Raw genomic sequence first — 13970 nt, 5'->3', positions numbered from 1 at the left:
GGGGGATAAAGATGAAGAAAAGAAACATAGCGATTTTATCGCTACTACTTGTACTATCATTTTTCTTAACTGCTTGTAAACCAGCTCCTGAAACAGGATCAACTGGTGCATCAAGTGCAGCAGGAAAAACAAGTGAAGAAGGACTAAACATTGCAATAGTTTCAAGTCCATCAGGTGTTGATGACGGAAGTTTCAACGAAGATAACTACAATGGGGTTTTAGCATTTATTGAAAACCATCCAAATGCAAAGGTTACTCCAATCAAGGAACCAACAGGGGACCCTGCAGCAGGAGTTAAACAAGTTGCAGATATCGTTGCAGACTATGACGTAATAGTTTGCTGTGGTTTCCAATTTGCAGGAATCGGTGACATCGCAGAAGAAAACCCAGACACTAAGTTTATCTTAGTTGACTCCTATCCAACAGTTGGCGGAGAAGAAAAAGTTGTTGACAATGTTTATGCAATGCAATTCGCTGAACAAGAATCAGGATTCTTTGCAGGTATCGCTGCAGCTCTTGAAACAAAAACAGGTAAGGTTGCTGTAGTAAATGGTATTGCATTCCCATCAAATGTTAACTACCAATATGGTTTTGAAGCTGGTGTAAACTATGCGGTTAAAAACATGGGAGCTAAGGCAGAATTAGTAGAACTTCCATCATATGCTGGTGAAGATGTTACAGGCAAAAACGTTGGTGGTAACTACGTTGGTAACTTCAATGACGAAGCTAAAGGTAAAGTTGTTGGGGAAGCTTTAATTAAAGAAGGCGTAGATATACTATTTGTAGCTGCTGGTGGATCAGGAAATGGTGTATTTACCGCTGCTAAAGAAGCTACAGACGTTAAGGTTATAGGCTGTGACGTAGACCAATTTGATGATGGTAAGACAGGTTCAGGCAATGTTATTCTTACTTCTGGACTAAAAGTTATGCATATGAATGTTGAAAAACAATTAAATGCAATAGCTGACGGAAGTTTCAAAGGTGAAAATGCACTTCTTCAAGCAGACACTGACTCTACAGGATATGTAAAGGAAGAAGGAAGACATCAACTATCTGAAGAAACTCTTAAGAAGTTAGAAGAAGCATATGGCGAAGTTAAAAATGGTAATATAGTACCTCCATCAAACTTCAGCGAAGAAACTCCTGAACAATTTAAAGGACTATAAGATTAAGGTTACCTTCGGGTAACCTCTACATATTAAAGAGGAGGGTACAATGGCGGAGTATATTGTAGAGATGCAAAATATTACCAAGAGATTTCCAGGTGTTGTTGCAAATGACGATGTTACTATAAAAGTAAAAAAAGGGGAGATATTTGCACTACTTGGAGAAAACGGTGCGGGCAAATCCACACTGATGAGTATGCTTTTTGGAATGTACGAACCTGACGAAGGTCGTATTTTAATAGATGGCAAAGAAGTTAGAATTACATCACCAAATGTTGCTACAGAATTAAACATTGGAATGGTTCACCAACATTTTAAACTGGTTCCAAATTATACTGTGGCAGAAAATATAATTATGGGAATTGAACCGCAAAAGAAATTTTTGGGGCTATTTCCATATGTGAACATGGAAGAGGCGAATAAAAAAGTTGAAGAGTTTTCAACGAGATATGGACTTGAAGTTGACCCGAAGTCTGTTATAGAAGATTTAAATGTTTCTATTCAACAAAGAGTTGAAATTTTAAAGATGCTCTACAGAGAGTCAGAGATTTTAATATTTGACGAGCCAACCGCTGTTTTAACTCCTCAAGAGATAGAATACCTTCTTGAAATTATTTTGAATTTAAAAAAAGCGGGAAAGACCATTCTTCTTATTACACATAAATTGGACGAAATAAAAAAAGTTGCAGATAGATGTGCAATTCTTCGTAGAGGAAAGCTCATTGATGTGGTTGAAACTAAGGATGTTAGTAAAAAAGAACTTTCATCTATGATGGTTGGCAAGGACATCGAGCTAACCCTTGAAAAAGAAGAAGCAAATTTTGGTAAAAATGTTCTTGAAGTTAAGAATCTAAATGTTATTAACAAAGATAAGTTAAAAGTTGTAAAAGACGTAAGCTTCAACATTAGAGAGGGCGAAATAATGGCCATAGCCGGTGTGTCAGGAAATGGACAGGTGGAACTGGCTGATGCAATTGCAGGTATGATGAAGGCGGAATCTGGAAATATAAAACTTTTGGGAAAAGATATTACCCATTGGTCTATTAGAGAAAGAAATGACGGTGGAATTTCATATATTCCAGAGGACAGACATTCAGTTGGTCTAATAATGGACTTTAATCTTGAAGACAATATTTCTTCCAAAAATTATTATAAGGATGGCTTTTCAAAGTCGGGAGTTTTAAACTTTTCAAAGATAAAGTCATATGGCGATGAAATAATAGACAAATACGATATTAGATCGGGACAGAGGGGAGACACCATAGTTCGTTCCATGAGTGGTGGTAACCAACAAAAGGCCATAATCGGTCGTGAAATTGAACAGGACTCTCCACTTCAAATCTATGTACAACCTACCAGGGGCCTTGATATAGGTGCCGTAACAAATATTCACAGATATATTTTGGAAGAGAGAAAGAAGGGCAAGGCAATACTTTTAATTTCCCTTGAACTGGAAGAGGTAATGAACCTTGCTGATACCATTGGCGTAATCTACAATGGTGAAATATTAAAAATCGAAGAAGCTTCTAAACTTACCAGTACAGAAGTTGGAGCTGCCATGATGGGGGTGAGGGAATGAAAAATAAAACTGAAAAGAATTTCATGAAAAGACAAAATATTTTAATCCCAATACTTTCCATTGCATTATCCCTTGTGGTTGCAGCAATAATTTTACTAATACTTGGTAAGAATCCTCTTTCTGCATTTTATAATCTACTACAAGGTGTGGGACTTGCGCCAAAGGCAAGATACGCCGGAGGAAAGTCTATGGTTACAGACTTTGCGGACTTCTTGAACGCACTTACTCCAATGATATTTGCATCCCTTGCAGTAATGGTTGCCTTAAAGGGTGGACTTTTCAATATTGGTGTTTCTGGACAGATGCTTGTGGCTGGTTTTATAACAACTGTGTTAATAGGCTATTCAGATTTAAATGCAGTAATTGCAAAGCCACTTGTTATTATAATTGGATTTATCGTGGGAGCAATTGTTGGTGGACTAATTGGATTTTTAAAATACAAATTCAATATAAACGAAGTTGTGTCATCCATAATGCTAAACTACATTGCCCAATATATAATTGCATTTTTCATAAATACGAAATATGTCGACCCCGTTAGTAGACAGTCTAAAAATATTTCTCAAAATGCTAGGCTTACCCTAATGAATATGCGCATCGGTGGATTTAAAATAAATATTCCACTGGCTATAATCTTGGCGATTATAACAGTGATTGTAATTAAATTCATAATGGATAAGACAGTTATGGGTTTTGAAATAAAATCCGTTGGGGCAGGTAAAGAGGCTTCAAGATACATGGGGATTGACGTTGGAAAAAAGACTTTACAGACAATGTTTATCTCCGGTGGACTTGCAGGAATTGCCGGAGTAACCTACTTCCTTGGATACTACGGTTCAATAAGACCAAATGTACTTCCAGCTGTGGGCTTTGACGCCATTGCAGTTTGTCTACTTGGTAACTCAAACCCTGTGGGAATTGTGTTTGCATCATTTATAATCAACTTAATTAGTGAAGGTGGAAACTATATGAGTTCACAAGCGGGAGTGGACAGAGAAATATCTGCAGTTATAACAGGACTGATATTACTATTTAGTGCCTGTGGAGCATATTTTAAATACAAACTTAACAATAGAGAAAAAGCAGTAATTAAAGAAAGTGCAAACAAGGAGGAAGAAAATGCTTAATACGATAATAATTGACGGAATGTCCTTTGCACTTCCACTTTTAATAATGGCCATTGGAGGAATCTATTCTGAAAAGTCGGGGATTACGAACTTGGCGCTGGAAGGCTTACAAGGCTTTGGAGCATTTGGAGGAGCACTGTTTGCAGTTATGGCAGTGAGCTTTTGGGGAATGGAAGGAAAGTCTGTGTACTATCTATCCCTTTTACTTGCAATGGTTGTAGGGATGATTTACTCAATGCTACACGCTCTACTATGTATAAAGTTTAAGGCGGATCAAGTTATATCCGGTGTGGTAATAAATATTCTTGCCCTGGCCCTAACAACTTTCTTGACAAAGCAAATAAATAAAGTTGTGTTCAACAACCCTTCAGATAAGTTTGTATTGGATGTATCAGATAGAATCACGATTCCATATTTATCACAGATACCAATAATCGGTGGATTTTTCTCAAAGATATATCCATTTGAAATTATCATTATAGTGATTGCCTTCATCGCTTGGTATATACTTTACAAGACCAAGTATGGCCTTCACTTAAGAGCCTGTGGTGAAAATCCTAACTCTGCAGATGCTGCGGGAATTGACGTGGCAAAGACAAGATTTATTGCGGTAATGTTCTCAGGAGCCCTTTCAGGACTTGCGGGAATAAGTTTTGCATATTCAATTTCCACAAACTTCTCATCCGCACTTTTTGTTGGATATGGATACTTGTCCATTGCAGCTTTAATATTTGGGAACTGGACCATAATACCTACACTTGGCGCATGTTTACTATTTGGATTTGCAAAATCTGCAGGTTTCCAATTTATACAACTATTAAAACTACCAAGTAGCTACTCTAACTTGATAATGGTACTGCCATATCTATTGACATTACTTTTACTTGTATTCTTTAGTAAGAGCAATAGAGCACCTAGAGCACTTGGAGAAATTTACGACAAAGGAAAGAGATAATGAATATAAGATTTTACAATGGAAGAATTTTAACCATGGCAAATGGTTATGAAGTAGAAGAAAAAGAAGTTTGGGTACAGGATAATAAAATTATTTATGTTGGAGAGAAGAAGGACGGCGATATTAAATGGGATGAAGAGATAGACCTTAAGGGAAATCTTCTTATGCCTGGATTTAAAAATGCACACACTCACTCTGCAATGACCTTCTTAAGATCCAATGCAGATGACTATCCACTACAAACATGGCTTACTGAACATATTTTTCCGAGGGAGGCACAGCTTCAAGGGGACGATGTTTACTGGCTTTCAATTCTTGCCATTATGGAATATTTAACATCAGGTATAACTGCAAACTTCGACATGTACTTCCCAGAGGACATGATAGTGAAGGCTTCCGTTGATACTGGATTTAGAACCGTACTATGTGGTGCGCTAAATAACTTTGTGTCTTCAATTGAAGACATGGAAAAGTCCTATATTGAATACAATGACGAAAAATATAATGGATTAATTTCATATAAACTAGGATTTCACGCAGAGTACACCTGTTCAAAAGAGCTTTTAGAAGAGATTGGAAAACTTGCTGAAAAATATAAAGCACCGGTTTGGACTCATAACTCTGAAACAAAAAAGGAAGTTGAAGACTGTATCGAAAGATATGGCATAACACCTACAAAACTTTTCGATGAACTGGGCATATATGATTACGGTGGTGGAGGATACCACTGTGTATATTTAAACGATGAAGACATGGATATATTTAAAGACAAGGGACTTTATGTAATTACAAACCCATCTTCAAATATAAAACTTGCTTCAGGAATTGCACCGATAGAAAAGTTTGAAGAGAGAGAAATTCCTGTTGGGATTGGTACAGATGGCCCTGCAAGTAACAATGCTCTAGATATGTTTAGAGAGATGTTCTTAGTGTCAGGCCTTACAAAGGTGAAGAACTTCGACGCTTCACTTATAGATGGAAATGATGTTATAAAAATGGCTACAGTTAACTCGGCACATGCCATGGGACTTTTTGACTGCGATGCAATTGCGGAAGGTAAAAAAGCAGACCTAATTGTAATTGATCTTGATAGACCAAACATGAGGCCTATAAATAACATTACAAAAAATATTGTATACAGTGGAAGCAAAGAAAATGTTAAGCTAACCATGGTGGACGGAAAGATTTTATATAGGGACGGCAAGTTCAACATAGGATTTAGCGAAGAGGAAATATATAAAAAGGCACAAGAGATTGCTGAGAGAATAAAATAAGTTTAAAAATCTAAACAAAATTAAAAAAATGTAACAATTTAATAAAAAATACAAAAAAATACCCGGGAAAATGTTTTAAAATATTTTACCGGGTATAAATATACTAACAAGGAAGATATCATAAGCGAAATTGATGGTAGAGTTCAATAACATAAATGAGTCGACTTGTTAAAGAATTTTATTCGATTCTAGTAAAAAATGATGATACAGAGCTTCGTAATAAAGAGACCCTTAGATATTAAAAATAAAGTTTAAGAGATTAATATCTATAAGACCTAAAGGTCAGAACAATTGAATAGAAAATAAAAAAATTATTGGGGATATCAGGGATATCTCATCGAAGATGACATGAGTTAGGTTATCTGAGAGTTAGATTTAAAGACAAAAAGAATAAGACGAAACCATTATTAGACGAAAGGATTTGATAATAGGTGATAGAACCAAAAAGTTCGTCTAGAATCGGAATAAAATTCTATTAAAGGGATAAGTTTAAAAACAAATAGAACTTATCCTTTTTTATTTGCGTAAATAAATTCGAACTATTGAATTTGGGTATCATTTATATGTTATAATGGAGAATATGAGTAAGGTAGGATGAAGTATGGAAGATATTTTTAATTTTGTACCAAAAGAGGATTCAAATTGGGAAGACATTTATTTTAATATAAAAGAGAACTGGCCAAGACCTGGAATGGATTTGTCCTTGGATAGAATTAAAAGTTATTTAGAATTTTTAGGAAATCCACAGGATGACTTAAAAGTAATTCACATTGCAGGAACAAATGGAAAGGGCTCTACGGGAACTTTTATAAAATCTATTTTAGAAGAGGGAAATCTAAACATAGGTTTTTTTTCGAGCCCTTCAATCATATCTGATACAGAATCCATAAAGACTTCAAGTGGTTATATAAGTTATAGGGAATACAGTGAAAGACTTTTAAATATTTTAAGAAATTGGAAGGATAAATTTGACGAGGATAATTTTCTTTCTTTTTTTGAGGCTTCAACCATTGTAGCAATCGAACATTTTAAGTCCATTAATGTGGACATTGCACTTTTTGAAGTTGGCCTTGGAGGTCTTTTAGATAGCACCAATGTCTTTAAGAGAAAACTTATTGACGTTATAACTCATATAGGACTTGATCACCTTGGTGTACTGGGAAACTCCATTGAAGAGATTGCCGCACAAAAGGCAGGTGTTATTCAAGAAGGAGACCGAGTGCTGGCATACCCAATTCCAAAAGAAGCACTAAAAGTTATAGAGGAAAAATCATCAAAGCTAAATGCAAAGATGACTACACCTGATTTTAGTAATATAAAAAATGTAAATATAAATAAAAATGGTTCAAGTTATTCATATGAAAACTTTGATAATCTTTCCTTATCCATGGTGGGAGAAAATCAAATTTATAATTCTACCATGGCAATTGAAGTAATTGAGATTTTAAATGAAGAATTTGGGTATAGTATTAAAGGTGAATCTATTAAGCGTGGCCTTTCAAAGGCGTTTATTCCTGGACGACTTGAATGGATTAAATATAAAGGCATTGACGTTTTAATGGATGGCGCACACAACGAAGATGGAATTGATGGATTTGTTTCATTCATAGAAGAAAATATTTCTGAAAGATTCAATCTAGTTGTCGGCATATTAAAGGACAAGGAATATAAAAAGATATATTCCAAATTGGCAAAATTAAATTGCGATTTTTATTTAACGGAAGTTCCCTTTGAAGGAAGAAAACTTCCTGTCCATGACGCCGTTGAAACACTAAAGGGCTTTGGAGTTTCAAATGTATATGGATTTGAAGACCCAGAGGAAGCAGTTGAAATGGCAATTAAAAAAAGCAATGGAAATGGACCTGTAGTTATAACAGGATCACTTTACTTAATTGCAAAAATCAGAAATTTTTTGACCAATTAAATATTATTTTAAATAACTCTCGACCTTTTCTATTTTTACAAAATGTAATATAATGGAAATCGAGAGATTTAACACATAACTTTGATGAAATAACCTACTAAAGTGGTAGGAAAGGGAGGTTTACATGAAAGAGCTACTGAGAGTAGAAAATTTAAATGCTAGAGTAGAAGACAATCACATTCTTAAGGGAATTGATTTGACCATAAATGCGGGAGAAATACATGTGTTCATGGGTCCTAATGGTGCAGGAAAGACAACTTTTGCAAACTGCATTATGGGTAATCCAAAATACGAAATAACCGATGGAGACATTTATTACAAGGGAAAGAGAATTAACGACCTTGCAGTAGATGAAAGAGCTAGAGAAGGTATCTTTATGTCTTTTCAAGCGCCAATCGAAGTTCCAGGAATTTCTGTTGAAAACTTTTTAAAGACTGCAAAGACTGAAATTACAGGGGAAAAGCAAAAGATTTTGGCTTTCAACAAAGAGCTTAAAAAGGAAATGGAAACTCTTGAAATAGATCCAAGCTATGCACAAAGATATTTAAATGTAGGATTTTCCGGTGGTGAAAGAAAGAAAAATGAAATTCTTCAACTAAAGGTTTTAGATCCAACTCTTGCTTTCTTAGACGAAACGGATTCAGGTCTTGACGTTGATGCAATTAGAATTGTTTCTCAAGGAATTAATGACTTCCACAACGAAGACAATGCAATTATTATAATCACTCATCAAATTAGACTACTAGAAAAGATTTCTCCAGACTTTGTTCACGTATTCGTTGATGGAGAACTTGTTAAGTCAGGGGATATGTCAATTGCCCACGACATAGACAAAAACGGATTCGATGCATACAAGAAGGACGTGATTTAATGTCTGAAACAAAAAGGGAAAGGACTCATATTGAGGATTTCAATAGAGAGTTATTAGACAGAAAGAACGAATTTAATTATAGATATAAGACTAGAGCTGGACTTAACGAAGAGATTATTCGTGAAATTTCTGCTCAAAAGAATGAACCAGAGTGGATGCTTGAGTTTAGATTAAAATCACTTGAAATCTATAACAAACTTGAAAACCCACCATGGGGTGCGGACATCTCCGATTTAAATGTAGACGATATTATAACCTATGTAAGACCTGATTCAGAATTAAGTTATTCTTGGGACGATGTTCCTGAAGATATTAAAAACACTTTCGATGAGCTAGGTCTAGTTGAAGCTGACCAAAAATCACTGGCAGGAGTTGGAGCACAATACGACTCTGAAGTTGTTTTTCACAGCATTCAAAAGAACTTAACAGACCAAGGTGTTATTTACACAGATTTCGATACTGCAGTAAAAGAGTATCCAGAAATCGTAAAAGAATACTTTATGAAGCTTATACCACCAACTGATCACAAATACGCTGCCCTTCATGGAGCTGTTTGGTCAGGTGGTTCATTTGTGTATGTTCCGGAAGGAGTTCATGTGGATATTCCAATTCAGTCTTACTTTAGACAAAACGCTCCTGGAACAGGACAATTTGAACATACGCTTATAATAGTTGAAAAAGGTGCATGGTGTCACTTTATTGAAGGTTGCTCTGCCCCTAAATACAATGTAAATAACCTTCATGCAGGAGCTGTAGAGCTTCATGTTAAAGAAGGTGCATATTTAAGATATTCAACAATTGAGAACTGGTCCAAGAACATGTACAACTTAAACACTAAGAGAGCTCTTGTTGACAAAGACGGTACCATTGAATGGGTTAGTGGTTCATTTGGTTCAAGAGTATCCTATCTATATCCAATGAGTATATTGAGAGGAGAAAGAGCTCATAGTGAATTTACTGGAGTTACATTTGCTTCAGGAAAACAAGACCTTGACACAGGAACAAAGGTTGTTCATGCGGCACCAAACACAACTTCAAACACAAATACTAAGTCAATTTCTAAAGGTGGAGGTAACGCCATCTACAGAGGTCTACTTCACATTGCAAAAAATGCACATGGATCAAAGGCCACTACAAATTGTGAGTCTCTAATGCTTGATAATGAATCAAGAGCAGATACCATACCTGCAATCATAATAGAAAATGACGATGTGGATATAGGACATGAGGCAAAGATTGGTAGAATTTCTGACGAAACCATCTTCTATTTAATGAGTAGAGGAATTTCTGAAGAGGAAGCCAATGCCATGGTTGTTAGAGGTTTCGTTGAACCAGTATCAAAGGAATTACCACTTGAATACTCTGTTGAAATGAACAATTTAATAAACCTTGAATTAAAGGGAACCATAGGTTAGGAGGGAAATATGACAATTTATAACGAACTTCCAGTCTTAACTTTTAGATGGACAAAGGCAAACTCCGTAACTCTTGAAGACTTAAACAAAGATATAAAAGAATATAAATTAAATCCTATTAAAAAGGGAGAAGAATTTCTAAGCGATTCAATTGAAAATGAAATTAAAATTCCAGAAACCTTTGTAGGTGCAAGCAAAGAGTCTTTAAAGGAGGCTATGGAAAAAGCAAACTTTAAGAAATATATCGTTGCAAAAGAAAATGAAGTTGTAGATGTGTATTTGGATTTTGCAATGGACAAAGATAACAAAAATATTATTTCAGATCTTTCCATTTATGCTAAAGAGGGCAGTACAATTAACTTAACTCTTGACTTTAGAGGCGAAGAAGAAGACGGATATACAAATTTACTAACAAGGGTTCATGGAGAACGTGGATCTAAAATTAATATTGTTAAGGTACAAAGACAAAAGACAAAGAGACATATTGAACATAGATATACAGAACTTTTAGAAGATGCATATTTAAATTACCTTATTGTAAATCTTGAAGGAGAAGAAACTCTTTATCACTATGTTTCTGACCTTAAGGGAGACGAGTCCCATGCAGATATTAACTGTATCTACACCGGCGAAGGAAATTCTTTAACAGACCTTTACAACGACATCAAATTCATTGGTAAGAATACAAATGGAAATTATCAAGTAAAGGGTGCACTAAAGGATAATGCAAAGAAATACTTTAGAGGTACTTTGGACTTTGTAAAGGGATGTACAGGCGCTGAAGGTGACGAAGAAGAAAATGTAATCCTTCTAAATGACAAGGTAAAGTCATTTGCTATACCGATTCTTCTTGCAGGAGAAGATGATGTTGCAGGAAACCACGCCGCATCAGCAGGGCAGGTTGACGAAACAATTCTATTCTATATTATGAGTAGGGGCTTTACTGAAATTGAAGCTAAGAAGATGATTGTAGAAGGTTCATTCTCAAGTGTTTTTGACAGAATTGAAGATGAAGAACTTAGAAACTTTATAATCTCCTCACTAGATGCAAAGTTGGAGATGATTTAATGAATAGATACAAAAAAGATTTTCCAATTTTAAATAGAGAGGTTAAGGGAAGACCCATTGTTTACTTTGACAATGGAGCAACTTCCCAAAGGCCACTACAGGTTTTGAAAGCCGTTGAAGAATATGATACAAAATATAACGGTAACCCTCATAGGGCGGCCCATGTGCTTTCAATAGATTCCACAAGGGAATATGAAGAATCAAAAGAGGCAGTTGCAAAGTTTATTGGCGCAAAGTCAAGTGATGAAATTGTGTATACTAAAAATGGTTCGGAAGCATTAAACCTTGTTGCAAGGTCATATGGGGAAAATTTCCTTAAAGATGGAGACAAAATTGTAATAACAATTGCAGAACATCATTCAAATATCGTTCCATGGCAAAGAGTTTGCCAAAAGACTGGAGCAAAACTTGAATATATCTATATAGATAGAGAAACTGGAGAGTACTTGGAAGAGGACTTTAAAAAGATTGACGAAGACACAAAGATTGTCGCATTCAATCATGTTTCAAATGTACTTGGTACAATTGCGCCGGTAGAAAAACTTATGAAACTAGCTAAAGATGTGGGAGCAGTTACTGTAATAGACGGAGCCCAAGCAGTTCCACATATTCCTGTGGACGTTACAGAACTTGACTGTGACTTCTATACATTTTCAGGCCACAAAATGCTTTCAGCAATGGGTATTGGCGTTCTATATGCAAAGTCAGAGTTACTTGAAAAGATGGAACCATTCTTACTAGGTGGCGACATGATAGAATATGTTGAAGAGCAAACAACCACATTTGCATCGGGAGCAACCAAGTTTGAAGCGGGAACTCAAAATGTTGAAGGAGCTGTTTCATTAAAGGCTGCCGTAGATTATTTAAATGATGTGGGATTTGATTATATAGAAGAACACAATCGTGAAATGATGGAGTACTTGGTGGAAGAGATAAAGAAAGTTCCACATGTAAATATAGTTGGGACCAAAGATGCAAGTAAGAGACAGGGTGTTATTACATTTACAATTGACGATGTACATCCCCACGATGTTGCAACAATTTTAGACTCATATGGTATCGCCATAAGATCTGGACATCACTGTGCCCAACCACTGGGAAAATATTTGGGAATACCTGCATCAAATAGAGTTAGTCCATACTTTTATAACGATTTGGAAGAGGCAAAATACTTTATAGAAAAACTTAAAACCGTAAGGGGGGTAATGGGATTTGGATCTTAATGAACTTTATTCACAAGTAATACTTGAACATAGCCAAGACAAGAGTAATAAAAGGGTGTTAGATCCCTACACCATGGAAGAGAGGGGACATAATCCAAGCTGTGGTGACGATATAACCCTTAGAGTTGACATAGAAGATGGTGTGGTAAAGGACATTGCGTACACTGGAATAGGTTGTGCCATAAGCCAAGCATCCACATCAATTATGTGCGACCAAATAAGAGGACTTAAAGTTGAAGAGGCCTATGAAAAGCTTGATCTTTTTCTTAAGATGATTAGAGGAGAAGAGACAGACGACGAAAAGTTAGAAGAAGAACTTGAAGAGGGCTATGTGTTCAAAAATATTTCGACAATGCCTGCAAGGGTAAAATGTGCAGTGCTTGCATGGCATACACTTAAAAATGCAATAGACGAACAAGGAGAGATATCATAGAGGTATCTCTTTTTTTAATTATTACAAAATCATTACAAAATTATTACAAAATTATTAAGATTGATTTAAGCTATATCATTTTAATTATTATTGATGTAAAATAAAGATGAGGGTGGTAGAAAGGTTAAAAATGAAAAAATTATTGGCAATTTTGTTAGCGCTATGCTTAATAATTCCACTGGGATATATGGCATATGCAAAGCAAAGTGAAGAGAAGGACAAATTAACTGAGTCTGAAGTGTTAAGCTTTGCAAAGGAATTTGCAGATGAAACTTATAAGACTTTAAAACCAATGGACTACAAAGACATTGAAGAAAAATATTTAAAACCAGGCAATGAGCTTTTCAATACTGAAATGGAAGTTAGAAATGCAGTAGACCATTCCATCGTTAGAGATTTTAAAGATAATGGACTTGAGATAACACTTTTTAAACATGAGTTTAATAATGTGGAGTTAAAGGAAAAATATAAAAATCTTTACAGAGTTGAACTTACCTTTGATGAAGTTTGGGAAACTAGTAATAGCAAAACTGATTCAACAGATCCTGAAAAGAGTTCTCAAGGTATGAACCGTAGCATAATCATTACAGTAGAAAATGATAATGGTAAGCTCTATGTAACAGATTTATATGGCCTTAACGACGGAATATCCTTTAGATTAAATAAAGATATGGAAATGATAAAACCATTAGAAGAAAGTCTAAAGCCATCAGAAAAATTAAGCTCAAAGACAACAACTTACTTAAATGGCTCTGAGCCTAAGGGAATATCCCCGGTTAAATCAGACGATGAAACGGAAGAAGAACCAGAAGAAACAATCTACAATTCTTTAGAAGAATTAAGAAAAGCACAACTTCAAAACCTTGCAAATATAAGAGAAGGATTAACAGCTCCTCCTGCAATGAGCTTGGATGAAGATTGTGAGACACCTTAAA

At 35.4% G+C, this 13970-nt stretch carries 12 protein-coding genes; all 12 read left to right on the top strand.

Annotation, left to right across the window (positions count from 1 at the left end; translation table 11 throughout):
- Positions 1-11 precede the first annotated feature (11 nt).
- The 12 genes from L6651_RS04015 (at position 12) to L6651_RS03960 (ending at position 13969) form a co-directional block, all read left to right on the top strand.
- Positions 12-1166, top strand: a complete 1155-nt coding sequence (locus L6651_RS04015; RefSeq protein ID WP_237036726.1) for a BMP family lipoprotein — start codon at positions 12-14, stop codon at positions 1164-1166.
- A gap of 49 nt (positions 1167-1215) precedes the next feature.
- Positions 1216-2745 (top strand): ABC transporter ATP-binding protein, encoded by a 1530-nt coding sequence (locus L6651_RS04010; RefSeq protein ID WP_237036725.1) that lies wholly within the window; start codon positions 1216-1218, stop codon positions 2743-2745.
- Positions 2742-3872, top strand: coding sequence for an ABC transporter permease (locus tag L6651_RS04005; RefSeq protein WP_237036724.1), 1131 nt, complete (start codon positions 2742-2744; stop codon positions 3870-3872). Before L6651_RS04010 ends, L6651_RS04005 begins: the two co-directional genes overlap by 4 nt.
- On the top strand, positions 3865-4827 hold the full coding sequence (locus tag L6651_RS04000) for an ABC transporter permease (protein ID WP_237036723.1): 963 nt from the start codon (positions 3865-3867) through the stop codon (positions 4825-4827). Before L6651_RS04005 ends, L6651_RS04000 begins: the two co-directional genes overlap by 8 nt.
- Positions 4827-6101 carry an amidohydrolase gene (locus L6651_RS03995; protein WP_237036722.1) on the top strand — a complete coding sequence of 425 codons (1275 nt, stop codon included), beginning with the start codon at positions 4827-4829 and terminating at the stop codon, positions 6099-6101. Before L6651_RS04000 ends, L6651_RS03995 begins: the two co-directional genes overlap by 1 nt.
- A 601-nt stretch (positions 6102-6702) precedes the next feature.
- The gene (locus tag L6651_RS03990) at positions 6703-8025 is read left to right on the top strand and encodes a bifunctional folylpolyglutamate synthase/dihydrofolate synthase (protein WP_237036721.1); all 1323 of its coding nucleotides are present in this window, start codon (positions 6703-6705) and stop codon (positions 8023-8025) included.
- Between the two features lie 124 nt (positions 8026-8149).
- Positions 8150-8896 carry a Fe-S cluster assembly ATPase SufC gene (sufC, locus tag L6651_RS03985; protein WP_237036720.1) on the top strand — a complete coding sequence of 249 codons (747 nt, stop codon included), beginning with the start codon at positions 8150-8152 and terminating at the stop codon, positions 8894-8896.
- Entirely contained in the window at positions 8896-10311 is a 1416-nt protein-coding gene (gene sufB / locus L6651_RS03980) for a Fe-S cluster assembly protein SufB (protein WP_237036719.1), read from the top strand. The genes sufC and sufB overlap by 1 nt, the downstream gene beginning before the upstream one ends.
- A 9-nt stretch (positions 10312-10320) precedes the next feature.
- Positions 10321-11379 carry a SufD family Fe-S cluster assembly protein gene (locus L6651_RS03975; RefSeq protein ID WP_237036718.1) on the top strand — a complete coding sequence of 353 codons (1059 nt, stop codon included), beginning with the start codon at positions 10321-10323 and terminating at the stop codon, positions 11377-11379.
- Positions 11379-12602: a SufS family cysteine desulfurase gene (locus L6651_RS03970; protein ID WP_237036717.1), complete on the top strand. Its 1224-nt coding sequence runs from the start codon at positions 11379-11381 to the stop codon at positions 12600-12602. Before L6651_RS03975 ends, L6651_RS03970 begins: the two co-directional genes overlap by 1 nt.
- Positions 12592-13035, top strand: a complete 444-nt coding sequence (sufU, locus tag L6651_RS03965; protein WP_055078348.1) for a Fe-S cluster assembly sulfur transfer protein SufU — start codon at positions 12592-12594, stop codon at positions 13033-13035. The genes L6651_RS03970 and sufU overlap by 11 nt, the downstream gene beginning before the upstream one ends.
- A gap of 130 nt (positions 13036-13165) precedes the next feature.
- Positions 13166-13969, top strand: a complete 804-nt coding sequence (locus L6651_RS03960; RefSeq protein WP_237036716.1) for a hypothetical protein — start codon at positions 13166-13168, stop codon at positions 13967-13969.
- The last annotated feature ends 1 nt before the right edge of the window (position 13970 follow it).

This window comes from Mediannikoviicoccus vaginalis, from assembly GCF_928097925.1.
GTDB classification, from domain to species: domain Bacteria; phylum Bacillota; class Clostridia; order Tissierellales; family Peptoniphilaceae; genus Mediannikoviicoccus; species Mediannikoviicoccus vaginalis.
This window is presented reverse-complemented; position numbering and strand designations above follow the sequence as displayed.